The sequence below is a fragment of the Cellulomonas carbonis genome, assembly GCF_014636275.1.
GTDB lineage: Bacteria > Actinomycetota > Actinomycetes > Actinomycetales > Cellulomonadaceae > Actinotalea > Actinotalea carbonis.
The window spans coordinates 581,068-605,404 of record NZ_BMEB01000002.1; the positions used below are offsets into that span (position 1 = coordinate 581,068).

Annotated in this window: 25 protein-coding genes; 20 read left to right on the forward strand and 5 right to left on the reverse strand. The window is 75.6% G+C overall.

Translation table 11 applies throughout. The features are described from left to right. Positions 1-133 precede the first annotated feature (133 nt). The 6 genes from IEV86_RS07815 to IEV86_RS07840 all read left to right on the forward strand — a co-directional run bounded on the left by IEV86_RS07815 (position 134) and on the right by IEV86_RS07840 (position 6,314). Positions 134-1,114, forward strand: a complete 981-nt coding sequence (locus tag IEV86_RS07815) for an ABC transporter ATP-binding protein (RefSeq protein WP_043606943.1) — start codon at positions 134-136, stop codon at positions 1,112-1,114. Then, positions 1,111-2,484 (forward strand): ABC transporter permease, encoded by a 1,374-nt coding sequence (locus IEV86_RS07820; protein WP_188484615.1) that lies wholly within the window; start codon positions 1,111-1,113, stop codon positions 2,482-2,484. Before IEV86_RS07815 ends, IEV86_RS07820 begins: the two co-directional genes overlap by 4 nt. Next, entirely contained in the window at positions 2,481-3,176 is a 696-nt protein-coding gene (locus IEV86_RS07825; RefSeq protein WP_052426553.1) for a TrmH family RNA methyltransferase, read from the forward strand. The genes IEV86_RS07820 and IEV86_RS07825 overlap by 4 nt, the downstream gene beginning before the upstream one ends. Before the next feature lie 461 nt (positions 3,177-3,637). Beyond that, on the forward strand, positions 3,638-4,435 hold the full coding sequence (locus tag IEV86_RS07830) for a CoA transferase subunit A (RefSeq protein WP_229734543.1): 798 nt from the start codon (positions 3,638-3,640) through the stop codon (positions 4,433-4,435). After that, entirely contained in the window at positions 4,435-5,094 is a 660-nt protein-coding gene (locus tag IEV86_RS07835; protein WP_043610064.1) for a 3-oxoacid CoA-transferase subunit B, read from the forward strand. Before IEV86_RS07830 ends, IEV86_RS07835 begins: the two co-directional genes overlap by 1 nt. Further along, positions 5,091-6,314: an acetyl-CoA C-acyltransferase gene (locus IEV86_RS07840; protein WP_052426554.1), complete on the forward strand. Its 1,224-nt coding sequence runs from the start codon at positions 5,091-5,093 to the stop codon at positions 6,312-6,314. The genes IEV86_RS07835 and IEV86_RS07840 overlap by 4 nt, the downstream gene beginning before the upstream one ends. 115 nt (positions 6,315-6,429) lie before the next feature. Here the strand turns inward: IEV86_RS07840 and IEV86_RS07845 are convergent, their stop codons facing one another. Beyond that, positions 6,430-7,179: a hypothetical protein gene (locus IEV86_RS07845; protein WP_188484616.1), complete on the reverse strand. Its 750-nt coding sequence runs from the start codon at positions 7,177-7,179 to the stop codon at positions 6,430-6,432. Further along, complete coding sequence (locus tag IEV86_RS07850) at positions 7,176-7,574, reverse strand: PadR family transcriptional regulator (protein WP_052425830.1); 399 nt, start codon at positions 7,572-7,574, stop codon at positions 7,176-7,178. Before IEV86_RS07850 ends, IEV86_RS07845 begins: the two co-directional genes overlap by 4 nt. 166 nt (positions 7,575-7,740) lie before the next feature. Here IEV86_RS07850 and fbaA point away from each other — a divergent pair, with 166 nt between their 5' ends. Then, a complete protein-coding gene (gene fbaA / locus IEV86_RS07855; protein WP_043602613.1) occupies positions 7,741-8,763 on the forward strand; it encodes a class II fructose-bisphosphate aldolase in 1,023 nt (340 codons plus the stop codon). Between the two features lie 118 nt (positions 8,764-8,881). Here fbaA and IEV86_RS07860 read toward each other — a convergent pair whose 3' ends face one another. Continuing rightward, entirely contained in the window at positions 8,882-9,352 is a 471-nt protein-coding gene (locus IEV86_RS07860) for an STAS domain-containing protein (protein WP_229734545.1), read from the reverse strand. Positions 9,353-9,503: 151 nt separating this feature from the next. Between IEV86_RS07860 and IEV86_RS07865 the strand changes: the two genes are divergently transcribed. Next, on the forward strand, positions 9,504-11,699 hold the full coding sequence (locus IEV86_RS07865; protein WP_081978456.1) for a SpoIIE family protein phosphatase: 2,196 nt from the start codon (positions 9,504-9,506) through the stop codon (positions 11,697-11,699). A 27-nt stretch (positions 11,700-11,726) separates the two neighbouring features. Here IEV86_RS07865 and IEV86_RS07870 read toward each other — a convergent pair whose 3' ends face one another. Then, on the reverse strand, positions 11,727-12,104 hold the full coding sequence (locus tag IEV86_RS07870; protein ID WP_052425831.1) for an STAS domain-containing protein: 378 nt from the start codon (positions 12,102-12,104) through the stop codon (positions 11,727-11,729). A gap of 140 nt (positions 12,105-12,244) precedes the next feature. Between IEV86_RS07870 and IEV86_RS07875 the strand changes: the two genes are divergently transcribed. The 8 genes from IEV86_RS07875 (at position 12,245) to IEV86_RS07910 (ending at position 21,472) form a co-directional block, all read left to right on the forward strand. Further along, positions 12,245-12,721: a DUF3151 domain-containing protein gene (locus tag IEV86_RS07875; protein WP_043602615.1), complete on the forward strand. Its 477-nt coding sequence runs from the start codon at positions 12,245-12,247 to the stop codon at positions 12,719-12,721. A 163-nt stretch (positions 12,722-12,884) separates the two neighbouring features. Then, positions 12,885-14,171 carry an adenylosuccinate synthase gene (locus IEV86_RS07880; protein ID WP_043602617.1) on the forward strand — a complete coding sequence of 429 codons (1,287 nt, stop codon included), beginning with the start codon at positions 12,885-12,887 and terminating at the stop codon, positions 14,169-14,171. 8 nt (positions 14,172-14,179) lie between these two features. Then, positions 14,180-15,109, forward strand: coding sequence for a phosphotransferase (locus IEV86_RS07885; protein ID WP_052425832.1), 930 nt, complete (start codon positions 14,180-14,182; stop codon positions 15,107-15,109). Positions 15,110-15,206: 97 nt separating this feature from the next. Then, a complete protein-coding gene (purD, locus tag IEV86_RS07890) occupies positions 15,207-16,508 on the forward strand; it encodes a phosphoribosylamine--glycine ligase (protein ID WP_043602620.1) in 1,302 nt (433 codons plus the stop codon). A 10-nt stretch (positions 16,509-16,518) separates the two neighbouring features. After that, the gene (locus tag IEV86_RS07895) at positions 16,519-17,508 is read left to right on the forward strand and encodes a phosphoribosylaminoimidazolesuccinocarboxamide synthase (RefSeq protein ID WP_043602621.1); all 990 of its coding nucleotides are present in this window, start codon (positions 16,519-16,521) and stop codon (positions 17,506-17,508) included. Between the two features lie 83 nt (positions 17,509-17,591). Then, entirely contained in the window at positions 17,592-19,205 is a 1,614-nt protein-coding gene (locus IEV86_RS07900; protein ID WP_306460044.1) for an amidohydrolase, read from the forward strand. A gap of 126 nt (positions 19,206-19,331) precedes the next feature. After that, positions 19,332-20,372 carry a zinc-dependent alcohol dehydrogenase family protein gene (locus IEV86_RS07905; RefSeq protein WP_043602622.1) on the forward strand — a complete coding sequence of 347 codons (1,041 nt, stop codon included), beginning with the start codon at positions 19,332-19,334 and terminating at the stop codon, positions 20,370-20,372. A 53-nt stretch (positions 20,373-20,425) separates the two neighbouring features. Further along, a complete protein-coding gene (locus tag IEV86_RS07910; RefSeq protein ID WP_043602685.1) occupies positions 20,426-21,472 on the forward strand; it encodes an alcohol dehydrogenase catalytic domain-containing protein in 1,047 nt (348 codons plus the stop codon). A 47-nt stretch (positions 21,473-21,519) separates the two neighbouring features. On the opposite strand, the gene IEV86_RS07915 is transcribed toward IEV86_RS07910, so the two are convergent. Continuing rightward, positions 21,520-22,173, reverse strand: a complete 654-nt coding sequence (locus tag IEV86_RS07915; protein ID WP_043602623.1) for a nucleoside/nucleotide kinase family protein — start codon at positions 22,171-22,173, stop codon at positions 21,520-21,522. Positions 22,174-22,252: 79 nt separating this feature from the next. Between IEV86_RS07915 and IEV86_RS07920 the strand changes: the two genes are divergently transcribed. The 4 genes from IEV86_RS07920 to IEV86_RS07935 all read left to right on the forward strand — a co-directional run bounded on the left by IEV86_RS07920 (position 22,253) and on the right by IEV86_RS07935 (position 24,296). Further along, positions 22,253-22,618 (forward strand): hypothetical protein, encoded by a 366-nt coding sequence (locus IEV86_RS07920; protein ID WP_229734547.1) that lies wholly within the window; start codon positions 22,253-22,255, stop codon positions 22,616-22,618. 165 nt (positions 22,619-22,783) lie between these two features. Continuing rightward, on the forward strand, positions 22,784-23,053 hold the full coding sequence (gene purS / locus IEV86_RS07925) for a phosphoribosylformylglycinamidine synthase subunit PurS (RefSeq protein WP_043602624.1): 270 nt from the start codon (positions 22,784-22,786) through the stop codon (positions 23,051-23,053). A 53-nt stretch (positions 23,054-23,106) separates the two neighbouring features. Continuing rightward, complete coding sequence (gene purQ, locus IEV86_RS07930; protein WP_043602688.1) at positions 23,107-23,811, forward strand: phosphoribosylformylglycinamidine synthase subunit PurQ; 705 nt, start codon at positions 23,107-23,109, stop codon at positions 23,809-23,811. Continuing rightward, a complete protein-coding gene (locus IEV86_RS07935; protein ID WP_043602625.1) occupies positions 23,808-24,296 on the forward strand; it encodes a GNAT family N-acetyltransferase in 489 nt (162 codons plus the stop codon). Before purQ ends, IEV86_RS07935 begins: the two co-directional genes overlap by 4 nt. Positions 24,297-24,337 lie beyond the last annotated feature (41 nt).

Here is a 24,337-nt window from a genome sequence, read left to right on the forward strand (position 1 = left end):
CCGAGGCGGGACGAACGTCCCGTCCCGCCGCGCCCTCCACGGCGGCTTCGGCCGCGGGCCCGACCCCGGTCTGCGGCGGTCCGGTACCGCCCGGATCGGTAGGGTCGGCGGGGGCGGCGAGAGGACGGGACAGGTGCAGGACGGGCTGGGGCTCACGGACGTCACCAGGACGGTCGACGGCGTCCGCGCGCTCGACCGGGTGACCTTCACCGCCGCGCGGGGACGCGTCACGGCCCTCGTCGGGTGCGCCGGCTCGGGCACGACGACGGCCCTGCGCGTGGCGGTCGGTGCGGTCGTCCCCGACACGGGCACGGTCACGCTCGACGGGCGTCCGGTCACCGCGGCGGACCGTCGGCGCTGGGGGCACGTCCCTCAGGAGGGCGGCCTGCACCCGCGCATGACGGCGCACGACCAGCTCGTCCACCTCGCGCAGCTCCACGGACTGTCCCGTGCCGACGCGGTGACCGCGACGGACGACGTGCTGGAGGCCCTGGGTCTCACGGCGCAGGCCGGGGAGCGGCTCGACGCCCTCGCCTTCGACGACCAGCGGCGCGTCCGGCTCGCGGCCGCGCTCGTGCACCGGCCGACGTGCGTGCTGCTCGACGAGCCCTTCGCGGGCCTCGACCCCGTGGGCTTCGCGCCGCTCGTCGCTCTGGTGCGTCGGTACGCCGACGACGGCGCGCCGGTGCTCGTCGCGACGCGGCGCGCCGACCTCGCCGAGCGGTGCTGCGACGACGTCGTCGTGCTCGACGCCGGTCGCGTCGTCGCCGCCGGCGCCGTCGCCGAGGTGCGCGCGGCGCACACCGGACGACGGGTGCGCGTTCGGGTGGAGGCCCCCGACGAGGCTGCCCTGGTCGCGGACCTCCGCGCGCTGCGCGGGGTGGCGCTGCACGGGAGCGCCCGGCGGACGGGCCTCGGGGACCGGCCGGGGGACGGGCGCGGGACCGGGCCCGGCCGGGACGCCGCCGGCGGGACGACGCTCGAGCTCGACCTCTCCGACGACGCCGACGACCAGCAGGTGCTCGCCACCGCACTGCGCCACGGAGCGGTCCACGAGCTCGTCACGCTGGTCCCGACGCTCGACGAGGTGTTCGCAGGGGTGGGCGCCCGGTGAGCACCGACGACCCCCGCCCGGGCGACGACGGCGCACGCCCCGCCGCGCCGGACGCCGACGGCGCTCCCGCCGACCCGCGCCCGGCCGCCGGCGCCCGCCGCGCCCCCGGGGGGCCGCGCATCGCGCCACCCGGCGCGGCACGCGCCATCGGCCTGCTCGCGGCGCGCGAGGTCCGCGGTCGGCTGCGCGAGAAGGTGCTGCTCGGCACGACGGCGGTCCTCCTTCTGCTGGTCACGGCCGCGACGGTGCTGCCCGCGCTGCTCGCGCAGTCGGTGCCGACCTACCGCGTCGCGGTGCAGGGCGAGGCGGCCGACGCCGTCGTGCGCCTCGCGGCGGAGCTCGGCCGGGAGGTCGCCGACGGCGGCGACGTCCCACCGCTCGCGTCGCTGCTCGAACCCGCGGGTCTGCCCGCGGCGGAGGTCGAGCTCGTGACGTTGGACGACGAGACGGACGTCGAGCGGATCGTGCGCCAGCAGGACGTCGTCGTCGCCGTCGTCGGCGACCGGGTGGGCGAGCTCGTCGTGCTCGGGCGGGAGGGCGTGCCCGCCGACCTCGAGGTGCTCCTCGGCTCCGCGGCGAGCCAGCTCCAGGTGCGCGAGACCGCGCAGGACGCCGGGCTGACCGACGAGCAGGTGGACGCGCTCGCGGACCCGCGCGTCCCGCCCGAGGTCGTCCTCCTCGACCCGCGCGCACCGGGCGGCATCCCGCCCGAGGCGCTCGTCGTCGGCCTCGCGGTGCTGTTCTACGTCTCCGTCCTCACGGTCGGCATGGGCATCGCGCAGGGCGTCGCCGAGGAGAAGCACACGCGCGCCGTCGACGTGCTCGCCGCGGCCGTGCCCGTGCGCTGGCTCCTCGTCGGCCGGGTCCTCGGCTCGACGGTCGTCGCCGTCGCACAGGTCGTGCTCGTCGTCGGCGCGGGGCTGCTCGGGGCGGCGCTGACCGGGCAGGACGAGCTCCTGCACCAGGTGCTCGAGGCCGCCTGGTGGTTCGGGCTGTTCTTCGTCATCGGGTTCGTCATGCTCGCGTGCCTGTGGGCGGCGGCGGGTGCGCTCGCGGCCCGCGAGGAGGACCTCAACGCGACGACCGTCGTCATGCAGGTGCTCGTCGTCCTCCCGTTCTTCGCCGCGGTCCTCGCGACCGACCCCGGCCCCGTCCAGCGGGTGCTCGCGTACGTGCCGTTCACCGCGCCGCTGCTCATGCCGGCGCGCATCGTGCTCGGGACCGCGCAGCCATGGGAGCCGTGGGTCGCCGCGGGGGTGCTGCTCATCGGTGCGGTCGTCCTCGTCCTGGTCGGGGCGCGCATCCACGACAACGCGCTGCTGCGCACGGAGCGGCTCCGGGCGCGCGACGCCTGGCGCGGCACGGCGTGACCGAGGGCGAGCGCGGCGGGGGCGGGGCTGCGGACGACGACCGGCCCGCCGGGACCGGTGAGCGCGAGGTCGGCGTCGGGCCGTGGCCGGGTGGACCGGCCGCCTGGCCGCGGGTCGGCGACGGGCCCGATGCCCCGATCGACCCGCGCTACGACCCGGAGCTGCTCGCGCACGGCGACCGCCGCAACGTCGTCGACGCCTACCGGTACTGGACGGTCGAGGCGGTCGTCGCCGACCTCGACACGCGCCGGCACGCGTTCCACGTCGCGATCGAGAACTGGGTGCACGACCTCAACATCGGGTCCGTCGTGCGCACGGCGAACGCGTTCCTCGCGGCCGAGGTGCACGTCGTCGGACGGCGGCGGTGGAACCGGCGTGGCGCGATGGTCACGGACCGCTACCAGCACGTGCAGCACCACCCGACCGTCGACGACCTCGTGGCGTGGGCGAGCGCCGAGGGGCTGCCCGTGATCGGGCTCGACAACGTGCCGGGGTCCGTCCCGATCGAGGGCTACGCCCTGCCGCGGGCGTGCGTGCTCCTGCTCGGGCAGGAGGGCGCGGGGCTCTCGGCCGAGGCGGTCGCGGCGTGCGACGCGGTGCTGCACATCCGGCAGTTCGGCTCGACGCGCTCGATCAACGCGGGCGCCGCGGCGGCCATCGCGATGCACGCCTGGATCACGCAGCACGCCTGACGAGGGCCCGGTGCCGCGGGCGCACCGGGACGCGAGCGCCGTCGTCGGCCGCGCGTGCGTGGGCCGTCGGATCACCAAGCGACCCGTTCTCCTCACCCAGCGTGCACACCGCCGCGTGCTGTGCGGCGCGGGACGGTCGGTGGGCGACCGTCGGGATCCGCAGAGGCGTGGTCCGGGGGTTCGCGACCGGCCGGCTCACGCGCCGCGGGGTGCTGCGTGAAGCCGATGGGGCGCCAGGCGACCCGTTCCCTTCACCGAAGCGCCGCCCACCGACCGCCTGCCGGCGCTCCGCGAGCACCTCGTGCCGGGCGTCAACCACCACACCGTGGTGATGGCGCCCCACGGGGCCGCGGCGGTCGCCGACCACGTGCGGCGCCTGGTGCGCGAGCTGTGAGGGACGACGCATGATGAACCCACGAACCGCCCTCAGCGTCGAGGGCGGAGGCGAAGGAGGTGGGCCCGTGAGCGACGGGCTGGACAAGGTGGTCCCGACCGCGGCCGAGGCGGTGGCCGACATCCCGGACGGGGCGAGCCTCGCGGTCGGCGGCTTCGGGCTCTGCGGCAACCCGATGGGCCTCATCGAGGCCCTCCTCGCGCAGGGCGCGACGGACCTGGAGGTCGTGTCCAACAACTGCGGGGTCGACGACTGGGGTCTGGGGATCCTGCTCGCCGCCGACCGGATCCGCCGCATCACGGCGTCCTACGTGGGGGAGAACAAGGAGTTCGCGCGCCGGTACCTCTCGGGCGAGCTCGAGGTCGAGCTCACGCCCCAGGGGACCCTCGCGGAGAAGCTCCGCGCGGGCGGCTCGGGCATCGCGGCGTTCTTCACGCCCACGGGCGTCGGGACGCAGGTCGCCGACGGCGGCCTGCCGCTGCGCTACGGCTCCGACGGCAGCGTCGCGCTCGCGTCGCGCCCCAAGGAGGTCCGCACGTTCGTCGTCGACGGGCGTGAGCGCGAGCACGTGCTCGAGGAGTCGATCACGACCGACTTCGCGCTCGTGCACGCCGCGAAGGGCGACCGGTTCGGCAACCTCGTGTTCCACGCCTCGGCGCGCAACTTCTCGCCGCTCGCCGCGATGGCGGGGCGCGTGTGCGTCGCGCAGGTCGAGGAGCTCGTCGAGCCGGGCGAGCTGCACCCCGACGAGGTGCACCTGCCGGGGATCTTCGTGCACCGGCTCGTCGTCGTCGGGCGGGAGATCGAGAAGCGGATCGAGAAGCGCACGGTGCGGGCGACGGCGCCCGCGGGGGGAGGGACCTGATGGCGCTCGCACGTGAGGAGATGGCCGCGCGCGCGGCGCTCGAGCTCGAGGACGGCATGTACGTCAACCTCGGGATCGGCCTGCCGACGCTCGTGCCGAACTACCTGCCCGAGGGGCGCCACGTGATGCTCCAGTCGGAGAACGGGATCCTCGGCGTCGGTCCGTACCCCGCCGACGACGACGTCGACCCCGACCTCATCAACGCCGGCAAGGAGACCGTCACGGTCGTCCCGGGCGCCGCGTACTTCGACTCGGCGACGAGCTTCGGCATGATCCGCGGCGGCAAGGTCGACGTCGCGGTCCTCGGCGGCATGCAGGTCTCCGAGACCGGGGACCTCGCGAACTGGATGATCCCCGGCGCGATGGTCAAGGGCCCCGGCGGGGCGATGGACCTGGTCCACGGCGCACGCCGCGTCGTCGTGCTCATGACGCACAACGCCAAGGACGGCGAGCCGAAGATCCTGCCCGAGTGCACGCTGCCGCTGACGGGCCGTCGTGTGGTCGACCGGGTCATCACCGACATCGCGGTGCTCGACGTGACGCCCGAGGGCCTGCGGCTCGTCGAGATGGCACCCGGGGTCACGGTCGACGAGGTGCGCGAGCGCACGGGCGCGCGCGTGCTCGCCGACGACGTCGCGACCGTGGCGGTGACGGCGTGAGCGCCGCGACGGACGGCCGGCCCGCCGCGGGCACGTCGTCGCCGGACGACGTCGTCGTCGTGGGTGCGGCGCGCACGCCGCAGGGACGGCTGCGTGGCGGGCTCTCGACCGTCCCCGCGACGCGGCTCGGGTCGGTCGCGATCCGCGGCGCGCTCGAGCAGGCCGGGGTCTCGGCCGACCTCGTCGAGGTCGTCGTGCTCGGGCAGGTGCTCCAGGCGGGCGCGGGCCAGAACCCGGCACGGCAGGCCGCCCTCGGTGCGGGCATCCCCACGAGCGCGCACGCGAGCGCGGTCAACAAGGTGTGCCTCTCGGGCCTCACCGCGGTGATCGACGTCGCGCGGCTGCTGCGCTCGGGCGAGGCGGAGGTCGCCGTCGCGGGCGGCATGGAGTCGATGAGCCTCGCGCCGCACCTGCTGCCGGGGTCGCGCGTCGGCACGGCGTACGGGTCGATCGAGCTGCTCGACCACATGGCCTACGACGGCCTGACGGACGCCCAGGCGTGCGAGTCGATGGGCCTGTGCACCGACCGGACCACCGCGGAGCGCTACGCCCTCACGCGCGAGCAGCAGGACGAGGTCGCGGCGCTCTCGCACCAGCGGGCCGCGGCGGCGTGGGAGGCGGGGACCTTCAAGGAGCTCGTCGTGCCCGTCACGGTCCCGGGCCGCAAGGGCGACACCGTCGTGGACCGCGACGAGGGCATCCGTCCCGAGACGACCGTCGAGACGCTCGCGCGGCTGCGCCCGGCCTTCATGGACGGCGGGCACATCACCGCGGGCAACTCGTCGCCGATCTCCGACGGCGCGTCGGCGGTCGTGCTGACGACGCGCGCTCGGGCGGAGGCCGAGGGGTGGACCGTGCTCGCGGCGCTGCGCGCACCCGGGCAGGTCGCGGGACCGGACGCGTCGCTGCACTCGCAGCCGTCGGCGGCGATCCTGCGCGCCCTCGAGCGGCAGGGCTGGGCCGTGGGCGACCTCGACGTCATCGAGATCAACGAGGCGTTCGGGGCGGTGGTCGCCCAGTCGGCGATCGACCTCGGGGTCCCGGTCGACGCCCTCAACGTCGACGGCGGCGGCATCGCGCTCGGGCACCCCATCGGCGCGTCCGGTGCGCGCCTGGTCGTCCACGCCGCGCACGCGCTGCACCGAGCCGGCGGCGGTCGGGCCGCGGTCGGCCTGTGCGGCGGCGGCGGCCAGGGCGAGGCGCTCCTGCTCGAGCTCTGACCGGGCCCCGCCCGGCCGCCCGGCCGGTCCGCCGGGTCGGTTCGCCCGGCCGGGTGGGTCCCCCCGCGTCCTCCGCGGGGGGACCCACCCACGGGCGCCGGTCGGCGGGCTCCGCTCAGCCGATGACGAGCGCGAGCGCCGTGATGACGACGGCCGCGGCCGGCACGAGCCAGACGCCGCTCGCCGCGAGCACCGCGGTGCGGCGGGTCGACGGCTCGTCGCCGCCCAGCGGCGAGCGCACCGGGTCGGCGTCGTCGGCGTGCGTGCGCAGCCGGACGAGCGCCCACGCCGTCCCGGCGAGCAGCAGCGCCGCTCCCACCGCGACGCCCGCCGCGGCCGGGACGCCGACGACGACGCCGCGCAGCAGGAGCAGGAGCGCGACGGGCACCGCCATGCTCGCGGTGAGCGCGAGCCACGAGAGGACCGGCCGCCGCACCACCGCGGCGAGGACCGTGTCGGCGTGGCGCACGAGCAGGAGGATCTCGGCACCGAGCAGCGCGACGAGCGCCGCGTGACCCCAGGTCAGGTCGAGCACCTCGCCGCGGACCAGCGGCGGGACGGCCCAGCCGAGGACCAGCAGGCCGAGCACCTGCACGGCGGTCGGCGCGGTGGAGGTGAGGAGTGCGCGCGGGCCGGGCTCGTCGTCGACCGGCAGGTCGAGGCTGCGCGCGTAGGCGACCGGGTCGCCGAACGCGTCGTGCGCGGGCTCGCCGCTCTCGACGACGTGCGAGTCGACCTCGGCCAGGACGGCGCCGATCGTGTCGCCGGGAACGCCACGCAGGCGCAGCTCGAGGAGCAGGGCCTCGGTCCAGCGCTCGTCGACGTGCGGCGCGAGCCGGTGCTCGAGCGCGTACCTGTCGGTCATGTCGGGGGCCTTCCGGTGAGGGCGGGTGCGTCGTCGTCGGTGCCGGTGGACGCATCCGCGACGAGCCGCGTGGTGAGGCCGGCGAACCGCGCCCAGCGGGTCGCGCTGCGTCGCAGCTCGGCGCGCCCGGCGTCGGTGAGCGAGTAGTACTTGCGTCCGGGACCGGCCTCGCCCGCACGCCACTCGACGTCGAGGAGGCCGGCCTGCTCGAGGCGCGTCAGTGCGGGGTAGAGGGTCCCGCCCTTGACGGTCCCGAGGCCCGCCTCCGCGAGCCGGACGCCGAGCGCGTACCCGTAGGTCGGGCCGTCCGCGAGGACGCGCAGGACGCAGACGGCGAGCACGCCACGCAGCCAGTCACCCGGCCACTCGTGCGTCGAGGGGTCGTCCGTGGGCATGACTAGACAGTACGGCTGACTAGTCGGCGTGTCTACCTAGCGTGGACGGCACCGTGGGACGAGAGGTCGGACGTCGCGCCCACCGGCCGAGAGGTCCCGACGGGTCCCAGACCATCCGTGCCACCATGGGAACCGACACCCCACCCCTTGATGAGCAGGAGTCTTCATGGCCATCGCCACTCCCGAGGTCTACGCCGAGATGATCGACCGCGCGAAGGCGGGCAGCTTCGCCTACCCCGCGGTGAACGTCACCTCCTCGCAGACGCTGACCGCGGCCCTCCAGGGCTTCGCGGAGGCCGAGTCGGACGGGATCATCCAGGTGTCGGTCGGTGGCGCCGAGTACGCCTCCGGCTCGACGGTGAAGGACCGCGTCGCCGGCTCGCTCGCGCTCGCCGCGTACGCCGCCGAGGTCGCCAAGGGCTACGGCGTCACGGTCGCCCTCCACACCGACCACTGCACCAAGAAGAACCTCGACAGCTGGGTCCGCCCGCTGCTCGCCCTCGAGGCCGAGCAGGTCAAGGCCGGCAAGCTCCCGACGTTCCAGTCGCACATGTTCGACGGCTCGGACATCCCGCTCGAGGAGAACCTCGTCATCGCGGCCGAGCTGCTCGAGCTCTCGCAGGCCGCGCGCACGATCCTCGAGATCGAGGTCGGCGTCGTCGGTGGCGAGGAGGACGGCCACGAGGCCGCGATCAACGACAAGCTGTACACGACGGTCGAGGACGGCATCGCGACGGTCGAGGCGCTCGGCACGGGCGAGAAGGGCCGCTACCTGACGGCGCTGACGTTCGGCAACGTGCACGGCGTCTACAAGCCGGGTGCCGTCAAGCTCCGTCCCGCGATCCTCAAGGAGATCCAGGACGCGGTCGGCGCGAAGGTCGGCAAGGCGAACCCGTTCGACCTCGTCTTCCACGGCGGCTCGGGCTCGACCGAGGCGGAGATCGCCGAGGCGGTCGACAACGGCGTCATCAAGATGAACATCGACACCGACACGCAGTACGCGTTCACGCGCCCCGTCGTCGGCCACATGTTCACCAACTACGACGGCGTCCTGAAGATCGACGGCGAGGTCGGCAACAAGAAGACCTACGACCCGCGCGCGTGGGGCAAGCTCGCCGAGGCCGGCATGGCCCAGCGCATCGTCGAGGCGTGCCAGCAGCTGCGCTCGGCAGGCAACAAGATCGGCTGAACCCGGCCGAGGGTGCATGAGCACCGACGAGGACGGGCCCCGCGGAATCCGCGGGGCCCGTCCTCGTCGGTGGAACGGTTCTGGTGTCGGCCCTGGGGTCGGCTCGGTGTGCTCCGGCTCAGGCGACGTCGTCGGGGCCGGGCGTGGACCGTCGGCTGCGTCCGGCGGGGCCGATCGTCGGGAGACCGTGGTCCGGTGCCTCCGACGACGGGGCGTCGGCCGCGCCGTCGCCGTCCGTCACGACGTCGAGCAGCTCGCCGATCCGGGTCACCTCGAGCAGGAACCGCACGGTCTCGGGCGGTCGGACGACGCGGATCCGCGAGCTCGAGCGGGTCGCGATCCGGGCGAGGAACGCGATGCCGGACGAGTCCATGAACGTGACGTGCTGGGCGTCGATGTCGATCGGCAGGCCGGTCGCCTCGGCGTCCGAGGTGGCGTCCTGGAGGTCGGGTGCGAGGTCCGCGTCGATCTCGCCCGACAGGACGATCCGTGTACGTGCGTCCTGGACGATCACGTGGACCGAGCCGGGCTGGGACTCGCCGGCGTCGGACGCCGGACCGCGACCGGTCACGTTCTCGATGCTGCTCACCTCGTCACCCTGCGTGGCCTCACGGGACCCGGGACCGCTACCGTCTCGCACGTCGCTCCCCTCGGCCGGTTCAGGACTCGCGTCCCCAGGACTCGAGACCGTTCCGGCCGCGAGTGGCATCCTGCCGAACGCTAGACGATCGTAGAGGGTGATGGGCAATTCCTCCGCGCCCGCGGGGCCGGCCGAGCTCGCCGCGGGGCTCGCCTCCCTGCGCGACCGCGCACTCCAGGCCACCGACGTCGCGTTCGTGATCACGGAGGCCGCGCCCGGGAACCCCGTCGTCTGGGTCAACGACGCCTTCACGCGCACCACGGGGTACACGCTCGACGAGGTCGTCGGCCGCAACCCGAGCATGCTGCACGGTCCCGGGACCGACCCCGAGACGGGTCGCGCGATGGGCCTGGCCGTCGCGCAGGGCCGCCCGGTCACGGCGACGGTCCTCAACTACGCCAAGGACGGGCGCCCGTTCTGGAACCAGGTCTCGCTGTCCCCGGTCGCCGGCCCGGACGGCACCGTGACGCACTGGGTCGGCATCCAGGTCGACGTGACGGCGCACGTCGAGCACGCGGGCGGTCTGCAGCGCTCGATGGAGGCCGAGCGCCGCGCGCGCAAGGGCCTCACGGTCGTCGCCCAGACGTCCGAGCTGCTCTCCGACGTCGACGACCCCGCGGTGCTGCGTGAGATCGCGTCGCTCCTCGTCGACGACGCGGTCGTGTGGGCCGGATTCTTCCTCGACGACGGCGGCCTGCACCGCGCGGACGGCATCGCGGCGAACGTCGCCGAGACCGCGTCGGTGCGCCGGCACGGCGTCCGCTCGACGGACGAGGCGTCGGCGGCCCCCGCTCCCGACGCGGTCCAGCGCGTGCTCGACGGGGTCGTCGACGGCCCGGTCGTCGTCTCGCTCGCCGACGAGCCGGTCGGTGCGACGACGGCGCGGCTGGTCGGCGAGGTCCGCGCGGCGCTCGGGCGCCCCGACCGGGACGTCCCGTCCGACGTGCTCGACGGCGTGCACCACGCGGTCGTCCACCCCGTCCCCGGCCGGCGACGCACCCTCGGAGTGCTGGTGACCGTGCCGGCCCCCGGGCGGCCGGCGACCGTGGACGAGAGCGAGCGCCTCGTCGTGCACCTCGTCGCACGCCGCGTCGGCACCGTGATCGACAACGTGCGCCTCTACGCGCGCGAGCACCGCCTCGCCGAGACGCTCCAGCGCGCGATGCTCCCCGAGCAGGCCGACGTGCGGGGGCTCGACGTCTGGACCTACTACGCGCCGAGCTCGGGGCACGCGCAGGTCGGCGGCGACTGGTTCGACGTGCTCCAGCTCGACGAGGACACCGTCGCGCTCGTCGTCGGGGACGTCGTCGGGCACGACGTCGAGGCGGCGGCCGCGATGGGGCAGCTGCGCTCGGTCGTGCGTTCCTACGTCTTCGAGACGACGGACCCGGCCGAGGTGCTGCGCCGCGTCGACCAGCTCGTCGCGGGCATGCGCATCCCTCGGTCGGCGAGCCTCGTGCTCGTCACGCTGCGGCGCACCGACGCGGGCTGGTCGGCCGCGTACTCGCGCGCGGGGCACCTCCCGCCGCTCGTCGCGCGTGGCGGGCAGGTCCTGCGCCTCGACGGCGCGGGCGGGCCGATGGTGGGCTTCGGGACGGGCACCCGGTCGGCCGGCGCGCACGACCTCGTGCCCGGCGACCTGGTCGTGCTCTACACCGACGGCCTCATCGAGCGTCGCGACCGGCGCATGAAGGACGGTCTCGACGCGCTCGTCGAGGTGGTCGCGGGCACGGGTCGCGCGGACGCCGCCGGCGTCGGCGAGGAGCTGCTGTCGCGGCTCGCCGACAAGCCGGAGGACGACGTCGCCGTCGTCGTCCTGCGCGTGCCCGACCCCGAGGGCGACGCGGTCGACGGCACGTCCAGCCCGCGCCGCCGGCGCTGGAACCTGCCGAGCGAGCCGGCCTCGATCGGCCGGGCGCGGCAGGCCGTGCTGCGCACGTGCTCGGCGTGGGAGCTCGGCGGCGGGTCCAGCGCGGAGCTGGTCGTGTCCGAGCTCGTCGCGAACGCGGTGCTGCACGGCTGGGGCCACGTCGAGCTCCGCCTGTTCGACACGGGCGACGGCCTGCGGATCGAGGTCGAGGACGCCAACCCCGCGCCCCCGGTCACGACCGACGGCCACGTGGGCCGGGTCGGCGGCTACGGCATGCGGATCGTCGAGCGCCTCGCGGACTGGGGCTGGCGGCCGTCCGGGAGCGGGAAGCTCGTGTGGGCGCGCGTGCGGCCGGTGCCGATCAGCGCGGCGCTCGCGGACCACCGCCCGGCCGGGCCGACGGGCACGCCCGAGCCGACGGTCTGAGGCGACCGCGGGGTCGAGCCCGTGCGCTCAGGCGTCGGCGTGCTCGCTCGACCCCTCGACGGAGGGCTCGACGTCGGCCTCGGGCGCCCGGTCGCACGAGTGCTGCGTGTCGAGGCGGAACAGGTCGAGCGCGCCGCACACCTCGAGCACGAAGAGGTCGCGCTCGTCGCACCCGCGCAGCACGGTCGCTCCGCCCCGCTTGCGTCCCGAGTCCGCGAGCGAGATGAGGAACGCCGCGCCGGTCGAGTCCATGAACGTCACGCCGCACATGTCGATCACGAGCAGCTGGCGGCGCAGGCCCGTCACGCGAGCGGCGATCTCGGGGAACTGCTCGCGCTCGGCGAGGTCGAGGTCCCCGGCGATCACCAGCGTCGTCGTCGCCGACGAGGTCGCTATCTCGATCATGGGTCTCCTGCAGACGTCGTACGGTGCCGTGCGACTGTAAACGACTGACCATGAGCAGTGCATGTCCTCGTCTGCTCGGGCGCGTCGCCGCGCCGCGCACATCGGGGACGCGGGAGGTCCGGGCGGTGCAGGATGGCGCCATGGACAACCTGCTCGGCCCCGAGCCCACGCGCCTGCCCGAGGACCACCCCGACGTCGCCGCGCGCGCGGCCCTGCACCGCGGGACGCCCGCGCACGAGCTCGTGCCGCGCTTCCCGGCGTCCTCGCTGCTGTGGGCGGTCCTCGCGGAGGCGGCGCTCGACCCGCCCATGAGCGCACCCGGTCACCCGGTCGACCCGCCCGACGCCGTCGCGGCGTACGCGTTCGCGCGCACCGGCTACCACCGCGGCCTCGACGCGCTGCGGCGGGCCGGCTGGCGCGGCGCGGGGCCGATCCCCGCCGACCACGAGCCCAACCAGGGCTTCCTCCGGTCGCTGCTCGCGCTCGCCCAGGCGGCCGACGCGATCGGTGAGCGCGACGAGGCCGAGCGCTGCCGGACCTTCCTCGTCGACGCGGGCACGTCGCCCGACGCCGTCGCGCACCTGCGGCACGGCGGCCCGCACGGGGCCCACCGATAGCCCACCGCCAGCCCGCCGCCGGCCCGGTGCCGGATCCACCGCCGGCCCACCGGCGGTGGGCGGCCGGGGTCCGCGGGACCCCGCTCCGGTAACCTCGGGGCGGCCCTCGGCGCCGCGGCACGGCCGCGCCCGACGGACGTCACCGACCGAGAGAAGGACACACATGCCAGCCGTCGTCGTGCTCGGCGCCCAGTGGGGCGACGAGGGCAAGGGCAAGGCCACCGACCAGCTCGGCTCGCGCGTCGACTACGTCGTCAAGTTCAACGGCGGCAACAACGCCGGGCACACCGTCGTCATCGACGGCGAGAAGTACGCGCTGCACCTGCTGCCGTCGGGCATCCTCTCGCCGGGCGTGACGCCGGTCATCGGCAACGGCGTCGTCATCGACCTCGCGGTGCTCTTCACGGAGCTCGAGGCGCTCCAGGCGCGTGGCGTCGACACCTCGAAGCTCCTCGTCTCGGCCAACGCGCACCTCATCGCGCCGTACAACCGCACGATCGACAAGGTCACCGAGCGGTTCCTCGGCAAGCGTCGCATCGGCACCACGGGCCGCGGCATCGGCCCGACGTACGCGGACAAGATCAGCCGCGTCGGCGTGCGCGTCCAGGACCTGTTCGACGAGAAGATCCTCGCGCAGAAGGTCGAGGGCGCCCTCGACCAGAAGAACCACCTGCTCGTGAAGGTCTACAACCGCCGCGCGATCACCGTCGAGGAGACGGTCGAGGAGCTGCTCTCGTACGCCGAGCGCGTCCGCCCCATGGTCGCGGACACGGGCCTCGTGCTCAACGACGCCCTCGACGCGGGCCGCACGGTCCTGTTCGAGGCCGGCCAGGCGACCATGCTCGACGTCGACCACGGCACCTACCCGTTCGTCACGTCGTCGTCGGCCACGGCGGGCGGGGCGTGCACGGGCTCGGGCGTCGGGCCGACGCGCATCGACCGCGTGGTCGGCGTCATCAAGGCGTACACCACGCGTGTGGGCGAGGGCCCGTTCCCGACCGAGCTGCTCGACGAGCAGGGCCAGTGGCTCCGCGAGGCGGGCGGCGAGTACGGCACGACGACGGGCCGTCCGCGCCGCTGCGGCTGGTACGACGCCGTCATCGCGCGGTACGCGGGCCGGGTCAACGGCCTCACGGACCTCGTGCTCACCAAGCTCGACACGCTCACGGGGCTCGAGCGGATCCCGGTCGCCGTCGCGTACGACGTCGACGGCCGCCGCCACGACGAGATGCCGTACGACCAGAGCGCGTTCCACCACGCCGTCCCGGTCTACACCGAGCTCGAGGGCTGGTCGGAGGACATCAGCGGCGCGCGCACGTTCGAGGACCTGCCGCCCGCGGCCCAGCGCTACGTCCTGACGCTCGAGGAGATGTCGGGCACCCGGATCTCCGCGATCGGCGTGGGTCCCGGCCGTGAGGCGACCATCGTCCGCCACGACCTCCTGAGCTGACGCCCGCCGTGGCGGAGTGGAGTCCCGAGGTCGTCGTCGACGAGCGGCTGGCGGCCCGGCTGATCGGCGCCCAGTTCCCCGACCTGGGCGGCGTCCCGGTGCGGAGGTTCGCCTCCGGCTGGGACAACGCGGTCTTCTCCGTCGGGGACGACCTCGTGTTCCGCTTCATCCACCGCGCGGTCGCGCTCGGGGGTTCGGCACGCGAGATCGCCGTCCTGCGGCACCTGCCGGCCATGCCGCTGCCCGTCCCGCGCCCGCACTACCTGGGGCGTCCGACGCCCGAGTTCGCCTGGCCGTTCTGGGGCGGCCCGCGCCTGCACGGGACCGAGCTCGCGACCGCGCGCCTCGCCGACGACGAGCGTGCTCCGCTCGCCACGGCGCTCGGCCGGTTCCTGCGTGCGCTCCACGCCCCGGACGTCGCGAGCGCCGTGACCGCGGGGTCGGCGCTCGACGGCGTCGTCCTGCCCGTCGACCCGCTGCGCCGCGGCGACCCGTCCTCGGTCGTGGTCCGCGCGCGCGAGCGGCTCGCGCGGATGCGGGCCGCCGGGACCCGACTGCCGTGCGACGCGGTGGAGGACCTCCTGCGCGGGTCGGAGCACCTCGGTGCGCCGACGCGTGAGCCGGTGCTCGTGCACGGCGACCTGCACGTGCGGCACCTGCTCGTCGACGCCGACGGTGGTGCGGCGGGCGTCATCGACTGGGGCGACACCGCCCTCGCGGACCCCGCGGTCGACCTCATGATCGCGTTCGCGGCCTTCCGCGGCGCGGCGCGTCAGGCGTTCCTCGACGCGTACGGCGGCCTCGACGACGAGACGGCCCTCCGCGCACGCGTCCTCGCGGTCCACGTGTGCGCGGCGCTCCTGGAGAGCGCGGACGCCCACGACGACGCCCTGGTCGCCGAGGTCACGACGGCCGTCGACCGGGTCCTCGCCGACTGACGGCGGTCGGCTGCACCCCGGCCCGCCGCACCCGACCCCGTCCCGGCTGCCGGTCCCGCCGACGACGACGCCGGGTCCGTCGATAGGCTCCACACCCGTGAAGATCCTCGTCGTCGGGTCCGGCGCCCGTGAGCACGCCGTCGTCCGCGCCCTCGCGACCGCGCGGGACGCGCACGGGCCCGAGGAGGCCCGCGCCGAGCACGAGCTCCACGCCGCCCCCGGCAACCCGGGCGTCGCGGCGCTCGCGACGCTGCACGACGTCGACCCGGTCGACCCCGACGCGGTCGCGGCGCTCGCGACGACCCTCGGCGCGGACCTCGTCGTCGTCGGCCCGGAGGCGCCGCTGGTCGCGGGCGTGGCCGACGCCGTGCGGGCTGTCGGCATCCCGTGCTTCGGGCCGAGCGCCGAGGCCGCGCGGCTCGAGGGGTCGAAGGCGTACGCGAAGGACGTCATGGCGTCGGCCGGCGTGCCGACCGCGATGGCGCACGTCTGCACGACGCCCGAGGAGGTCGCCGCGGCGCTCGACGCCTTCGGCGCGCCGCACGTGGTCAAGGACGACGGGCTCGCGGCGGGCAAGGGCGTCGTCGTCACGTCCGACCGCGACGCCGCGCTCGAGCACGCGGGTCGTTGCCTCGCGGGGGGCGGCGCGGTCGTCGTCGAGGAGTACCTGGACGGCCCCGAGGTCTCGCTGTTCTGCCTGAGCGACGGCACGACCGTGGTCCCGCTCGCACCCGCGCAGGACTTCAAGCGCGCCTACGACGACGACGAGGGTCCCAACACCGGCGGGATGGGCGCCTACTCGCCGCTCACGTGGGCGCCCGAGGACCTCACGGCCGAGGTCGTCGCGCGCGTCGCGCAGCCCACGGTCGACGAGATGCGGCACCGCGGCGTGCCCTTCGTCGGGGTCCTGTACTGCGGCCTCGCGCTCACCCCGCGCGGCCTGCGGGTCATCGAGTTCAACGCGCGCTTCGGCGACCCGGAGACGCAGGTCGTGCTCGCGCGCCTCGCGTCGCCGCTCGCCGAGGTCCTGCTCGCCGCCGCGCAGGGCCGGCTCGACGACCTCCCGCCGCTGCACTGGCGCGAGGAGGCCGCCGTGACCGTCGTCGTCGCCGCCCACGGCTACCCGGGGTCGGTGCGCGCGGGGGACGCGGTCGAGGGCGTCGAGGAGGCCGAGCAGGTGCCCGGCGTCCACGTGCTCCACGCGGGGACGGCCCGCGACGACGACGGCACGCTGGTCTCGTCGGGCGGCCGCGTGCTGTCGGTCGTGGGGGTCGGCGCCGACGTCGACGCGGCGCGCGAGACGGCGTACCGCGGCGTCGAGCACGTCCGCCTGCGCGGCTCGCACCACCGCACGGACATCGCGGCGCGCATGCCCGTGGTCCCGACCGCCGACGCCTGAGGACGGACCCATGGCCAGCACGCCGAGCACCCCGACGCCGGGCACCCGCCCTCCCGCACCCGGCACCGCCGCCCCGACCCTCCCCGGCTGGACGCACACGTACTCGGGCAAGGTCCGCGACCTGTACGTCCCGGAGCCCGGCTCGCCCGCCGCGACCACGCACGGCGACGTCGTGCTCGTGGTCGCGAGCGACCGGATCAGCGCGTACGACCACGTGCTCGCGACCCCCGTGCCCGGCAAGGGCGCGGTCCTCACGCAGCTGAGCCTGTGGTGGTTCGACCAGCTGGCCGACCTCGTGCCGAACCACGTCGTCACGGCTGAGGCGGGGGCGGCGGGCGTGCCCCACGCCGTCGTCGGGCGCGCGATGGTGTGCCGGCGCCTCGACATGTTCCCGGTGGAGTGCGTCGCGCGCGGGTACCTGACCGGCTCGGGCCTCGTGGAGTACCGCGCGGGCGGCGAGGTGTGCGGCGTCCCGCTCCCGGCGGGGCTCGAGGACGGCTCGCGCCTGCCCGCGCCGATCTTCACGCCCGCGACCAAGGCGGCGGTCGGCGAGCACGACGAGAACGTGTCGTTCGACGTCGTCGCCGGGCGGCTGGGGGCCGACGACGCCGCGGTGCTGCGCGACCTCACGCTCGCCGTCTACGCGCGCGCCGAGGAGGTCGCCCGGGCACGCGGGATCGTCCTGGCGGACACCAAGCTCGAGTTCGGGCGCACGCGTGAGTCGTCCGGCGGGGTCGCGGCGGGTGCCGTCGTGCTCGGCGACGAGGTCCTGACGCCGGACTCGTCGCGGTTCTGGCCCGCGGACCAGTGGCAGCCGGGTCGCGCGCAGCCGTCGTTCGACAAGCAGTTCGTGCGCGACTGGCTGACGTCGCCCGCGTCCGGCTGGGACCGCGCGTCGGACGCCCCGCCGCCCGCGCTGCCCGACGACGTCGTCGAGCGCACGCGCGACCGCTACGTCGAGGCGTTCCAGCGACTCACGGGGCGCGACCCGGTCCTCTGACCCGCGCCTGACCACGTCACGTCCTCTCGCGCGCGCACGCGCCGACCGCTGCCCTCCGCCGGGGACGGACGTACGCTGCGCCGGTGAGCAGCGACCCCGCGACCCGGACACCCGCGAGCCCGGCGTCGGCCGGCCTCCCGGCGGTACCCGTCACCGTGCTGCGCGCCGCGCGCCTGGTCGACGTCGACGTGCGCGGCGGTGCGGTGGACGGCCCGGTCGACGTGGTCCTCGCCGACGGTCGCGTGCACGCGGTCGGCCGACCGGGGGAGACGCTCGCGGCCCCGCGCGGCGCCGAGGTGGTCGACCTCGACGGGCGCTGGGTGCTCCCGGGACTGTGGGACAACCACGTGCACATGGGCCAGTGGGCGCTCGCCCGTCGGCGCTACGACGTCTCGGCGGCGTCGTCGGCCCCCGAGGCCGCCGCGATGGTCGTGGCACGGCTGCGTGAGCGGGCCGGCCGTGCGGACGCCGCGACCCGCCCGCACGGTGCCCACGAGGACGCCGACCCGGACCTCTTCGTCGCGGTCGGGTTCCGTGACGGCCTGTGGCCCGAGGCGCCCACGGCGGCCGTGCTCGACGACGCGATCGCGGCGGCGGGCCTGCCCCCGACCCCCGTCGTCGTCATGTGCGGCGACCTGCACAGCGCCTGGTTGAGCACCGCGGCCCTGCGGCGCCTCGGCGTGACGCGCCAGACCACGGGCGTGCTCCGCGAGGACGACTGGTTCCCGCTCATGAGCGCGGTCCACGAGGTGCCCCGGGACGTCCTCGACGAGTGGGTCGCGGACGCCGCCGCCGCGGCCGCCGCGCGCGGGGTCGTCGGGATCGTCGACTTCGAGCTCGACGACAACGTGACCGCGTGGCGCAGGCGGGTCGAGCAGGGCACGAGGGACCTGCGGGTCGCCGCTGCGGTGTGGCGCGAGCACCTCGACGGCGCGGTCGCGCGGGGCCTCGAGACCGGCGACGTCGTCCCGGGCACGCACGGGCTCGTGACCCAGGGGCCGTTCAAGGTGATCAGCGACGGCTCGCTCAACACGCGCACCGCGTTCTGCCACGACCCGTACCCGGGGGTCGACGGGCCAGACGCGCACGGCGTGCTGAACGTCGCGACGGAGGAGCTCGTGCCGCTCATGACGCTCGCCGCGCGCCACGGCCTGCACGCCGCGATCCACGCGATCGGCGACCGTGCGACGGCGCTCGCGCTCGACGCGTTCGGCGCCTCGGGCGCGGTCGGCAGCATCGAGCACGCGCAGATGGTCGCGCCGAACGACGTCGTCCGGTTCGCCGACCTCGGCGTCACCGCGAGCGTCCAGCCCGAGCACGCGATGGACGACCGCGACGTGGTCGAGCGCTACTGGGCCGACCGCGCCGACCGCGTGTTCCCGCTCCGGACGCTCCACCGGGCGGGGGTCCGGCTCGTCCTCGGCTCGGACGCGCCCGTCGCGCCGCTCGACCCGTGGCAGGCGGTCTCGGCGGCCGTCGACCGGGCCCGCGACGGCCGCGAGCCGTGGCGCCCCGACGAGGCGCTCCCGATCGAGGTCGCGCTGGCGGCGTCGGTGCGCTCGCGCGTCGAGCCCGGCCGGCCCGCGGACGTCGTCGTCGTCGACGCGGACCCGCTCACGACGCGCGGCGACGCGCTGCGGACCATGCCGGTCGCGGGGACGCTCCTGGCCGGGCGCTGGACCCACCGCACGCTCTGAGCCGTCCTCCCGTCCCCGCTCACGCCCCCGCGCGACCCACCGTCGAGATCAGGGTTCGCGCGGCGTGTCCCGCGCGACACGCCGCATGAACCCTCATCTCGACGGGTTCGCGCGGAGGATGTCCGCATGAAGGCAGCCCTCATCCACGGTGGCGGCGACGTGCGGGTCGAGGAGGTCCCCGACCCCGTGCTGCGCGAGCCCACCGACGCGCTGGTCCGCGTCCTCCTCTCGTGCATCTGCGGGTCCGACCTGTGGCCGTACCGCCGCCCGGGCCCGCGCAAGGGCGGCCCCGGCCGCATCGGTCACGAGTTCCTCGGCGTCGTCGAGGAGGTCGGTCCGGAGGTGACGACGGTGCGGCCCGGCGACGTCGTCGTCGCGCCGTTCGTGTGGAGCGACGGCACGTGCCCGCACTGCCTCGCGGGGCTGCAGACGTCGTGCCTGCACGGTGGCGGCTGGGGGTCGGAGCACGTCGACGCGGGCCAGGGCGAGGCCGTGCGCGTGCCGCTCGCCGACGGCACGCTCGTCGTCGCCCCGGTGGCGCAGGACGACGAGCGGCTGCCCGCGCTCCTCACGCTGTCGGACGTCATGGGGACCGGTCACCACGCCGCACTCGCGGCCGGGGTCGGACCGGGGTCGACCGTCGCCGTGATCGGTGACGGGGCCGTCGGGCTGTGCGGCGTGCTGGCCGCGGCCCGGCTCGGTGCCGAGCGCGTCGTGCTGCTCGGCCGCCACGAGGACCGCACCGCCATCGGGCGTCGCTTCGGCGCGACCGACGTGGTGCCCGAGCGCGGCGAGGCTGCCGTCGAGCGCCTCCTGGGCATGACGGACGGGCTCGGGGTGCCGCACGTCATGGAGTGCGTCGGCATGCAGTCGGCGTGGGACACGGCGGCCGCGATCGCACGCCCGGGCGGGACGATCGGCTACGTCGGCGTGCCGAACGGGATGGAGGACGGGCTGCCGCTGCGCCGGATGTTCAGCAACAACGTCGCCGTCCGCGGTGGGGTCGCGCCCGTCCGCGCGTACCTGCCCGAGCTCATGGCCGACGTGCTCGACGGGACGATCGACCCGTCACCCGTGTTCGACCTCGAGCTGCCGCTCGACCGCACCCCGGAGGGGTACGCCGCGATGGACGAGCGGCGAGCGATCAAGGTCATGCTGCGCCCGTGATGCCCGAGACAGCTCCCGAGCGTCCGACGCGGGAGGGCTCGACCGGCGGCACCATGCGCGCCGTCGTCGTCGAGCGCTTCGGCGAGCCGCCCCTCGTGACCGAGGTGCCGGTCCCCGCGTGCCCGGTGGACGGGGTCGTCCTGCGCGTCGACGCCACGGGCGTCTGCCGCAGCGACTGGCACGCGTGGCAGGGCCACGACGACGGCGTGACGCTGCCGCACGTCCCGGGCCACGAGCTGGCGGGGACCGTGCTCGAGGTCGGTCCCGAGGTGCGCCGGTGGCGTCCGGGCGACGTCGTGACCGTGCCGTTCGTGTGCGCGTGCGGCGACTGCCCCGCGTGCCGGTCGGGCGAGCACCAGGTGTGCGAGCGGCAGGAGCAGCCGGGGTTCACGCACGCCGGGTCGTTCGCGGAGCGGGTCGCGCTGCACCACGCCGACGTCAACCTCGTCGCGGTGCCCGACGGCGTGAGCGCCGCGACCGCCGCGTCGCTCGGGTGCCGGTTCGCGACGGCGTTCCGGGCACTGACCGTGCACGGGCGGGTCCTGGCGGGGCAGCGGGTCGCGGTCCACGGCTGCGGCGGTGTCGGGCTCTCCGCTGTCATGGTCGCCGTGGCCGCCGGCGCGCGCGTCGTCGCCGTCGACGTGTCGACCGCGGCGCTCGAGGCCGCGCGCGCCGCCGGTGCGGAGGCCGTCGTCGACGCGCGCAGCCTCGACGGACCCGCGGCCGTGGCGGAGCGGGTGGTCGCCGCGACCGACGGCGGCGCGCACGTGTCGCTCGACGCGCTCGGCAGCCCCGCGACCGCGGTGGCGTCGGTGCTCGGCCTGCGCCGCCGCGGGCGTCACGTCCAGGTGGGGCTGCTCATCGGGGGCGCGCCGCCCGCGCTGCCCATGGACCGCGTCGTCGCATGGGAGCTCGAGCTGTACGGGAGCCACGGCATGGCGGCGCACGAGTACCCAGCGATGCTCGCGGCGGTCGCGGACGGCCGGCTGCGACCGGAGTCGCTCGTGACGCGCACGATCGGGCTCGACGACCTGCCGGCCGCGCTCGCGGCGATGGGGTCGGGCACGGCCGGGGCGGGGATGACCGTCGTCGTGCCCTGACCGTTCGGCCCGGGTCCCTGCGCGCGGCGTTCCCCCCCCCCGGTGGGTCAGGCGGGTCCGCGGAGCAGGAGGGGCGCATCGCCGGCGTTGTCGACGACGAAGGTCGCCCGCCGCTCGGGGTCGGCGGCGGCCAGGTAGAGGCGCTGGCCCTCGACGTAGCGGCGGTTGGCCGGGTCGGCGGGGTCGGGCGGGCAGCCGTCCCGGACGGCCATGCGGGCGAACGTCGTCGCGAACGGCACCCGGAGGAAGACGGACGCGTCCCACGCGTCGACCAGTTCCGGGCGGTGCAGGAAGATCCCGTCGACCAGCACCACGGTGCCGTCGTCGACCGTCAGGGGCGGCGCGTCGACCGCGGTGTCGGTCCGGTGGTCGAACGCGGCGACGCGGACCTCGCGGGAGCCGTCCGCGCTCAGCGGCTCGACGACGGCGCGCCGGAACTCGGCGAGGTCGTACGAGTCCTCGTAGAAGCCGCGCGGCGACGTGCGCCCACGCCGGTAGCGCTCGGCCCGCGGGCGGTGGAACCCGTCGACGGACACACGGATCACGTCGGACCCGCCCGCGCGGAGGACGTGCGCGAGGGCGTCCGCGAACGTCGTCTTGCCCGCGCCGTCGACCCCGTCGACCGCGACCAGCGGTGTGGGCGCGGCCAGCGAGCGGACGTGGTCGGCGAGCCTGCGGAGGACGTCGTCGCGCGGTGGCATGCAGGGGAGTCTGGCAGGACGTCCGACCCTCGACGCCGGGGGTGCGCCGGGTGTTGGCTCGACGGCGGAGGTGGTCACCATGGCCGAGGCGCGGTCCGTCGAGGAGAGGTCCGCCGGGTCGCGGCGCGCGGCCGGGCGGCGGGTGCTCGTGCCGGTGCTCGGGGTCGCCGTCGTCGTGCTCCTCGCCGCCTGCGCACCGGGCGCGAACGAGCTGGTCGGCAGCGTGGCGCCCGACGGCGAGGGTCCGTTCGGGTTCTGGTGGGGACTGTGGCACGGCCTCATCGCGCCGATCACCTTCATCGTGTCGCTGTTCACCGAGACGGTCGGGATCTACGAGGCCCACAACACAGGCGGCTGGTACGACTTCGGGTTCCTGCTGGGGCTGACCGTCTCGCTCGGCGGAGGTCCGGGCGGCGCGGCGGCCCGACGGCGATCGCGCGGCTGACCGTCCGCCCGCCATCGCGCGCCCCGTCGGGCTGCCCCCGGGCGGCGGCCGAGGCGTGGGCACCCGACGTCCGGCCGCAGCCCCGCCCGGTACCCTGACGCCGCGCGGACGCAGCACGCGCCCCCGCGCCCACCCTCTCCGCCCGACCAGCACCGGGAGCACTCCGTGGGACGTGTCGTCGTCGATGTGATGCCGAAGCCCGAGATCCTCGACCCGCAGGGCAAGGCCGTCGCCGCCGCGCTGCCGCGACTGGGGTTCTCCGGGTTCACGGGCGTCCGTCAGGGCAAGCGGTTCGAGCTCGAGGTCGACGGGCCGGTCACCGACGAGGTGCTCGACCAGGTGCGCCGCGCGGCCGAGACGCTGCTGTCGAACCCGGTCATCGAGGACGTCGTCCGCGTCGCGGCCGCCGAGGAGCACGACGGGGCCACCGCGTGACGGGCACGACGACGCCCGCCTCGACCGTCGCGCGCTCCGCGCCGCAGGCCGGCATGAGGGGTGTCCGCGTCGGCGTGGTCACCTTCCCCGGCACGCTCGACGACAGGGACGCGGCGCGCGCCGTGCGCCTGGCAGGCGGCGAGGCCGTGTCGTTGTGGCACGCCGACGCCGACCTGCACGGGGTCGACGCCGTGGTCCTGCCCGGCGGGTTCTCGTACGGCGACTACCTCCGTGCCGGGGCGATCAGCCGTTTCGCTCCGGTGATGGAGCCGCTCGTCGACGCCGCCCGGGGCGGGCTCCCCGTCCTGGGGATCTGCAACGGGTTCCAGGTGCTCGCCGAGGCGCACCTCCTGCCCGGCGCGATGATCAAGAACGACCACCGCACGTTCGTGTGCCGTGAGCAGGTGCTCGCGGTCGAGAACGTCGACACCGTCTGGACGCGCGACTTCGCGCAGGGCGAGCGCATCACGATCCCGCTGAAGAACCAGGACGGGCAGTTCGTCGCCGACGAGCGCACCCTCGACGAGCTCGAGGCCGAGAACCGGGTCGTCTTCCGCTACGAGGGCTGGAACCCGAACGGCTCGCGCCGGGCCATCGCCGGGATCAGCAACGCCGCGGGGAACGTCGTCGGGCTCATGCCGCACCCCGAGCACGCCGTCGAGAGGGGCTTCGGGCCCGACGGCCCCGCCGGCCCGCGCACCGGCACCGACGGGCTGCGCTTCTTCACGTCCGTGCTGAGCACGCTCGTCCACGCGTGACGGCGCAGGGCACGGGCGCGGTCACGCTGCGCCGCGTCGAGTGGACGGACCCGGTCGCCGAGGCGATGCGCGTCGCGCAGCAGCGCGAGGTGGCCGGCATCTACGACGGTCAGGGCGACCTCGTCCAGCACCTGCCGACCGAGCAGATGCTCGCCACGGTCGTGGCCGACGTCGACGGCGAACCCGCGGGGTGCGTCGCGCTGCGGGCGGACGAGCACCACGGTCCCAGCGTCGGTGAGGTCAAGCGGATGTACGTGCGGCCCGAGCACCGGGGACGTGGGCTGTCCCGCATCCTCCTCGCGGAGATCCACGGGCTCGCCCACGAGCACGGCCTGCGACGCCTCGTGCTCGAGACCGGCGACCGGCTGACCGCGGCCATCGCGCTGTACTCGTCCGCCGGGTGGACCCGCATCCCGAACTACGGCCCGTACGCGGACGAGCCCACGTCGCTCTGCTTCGAGTACCGGCTCGCGCCGGAGGCCTGAGCCGGAGGCGACGCTGCTGGGTGCGCACCTATCGTGACCGC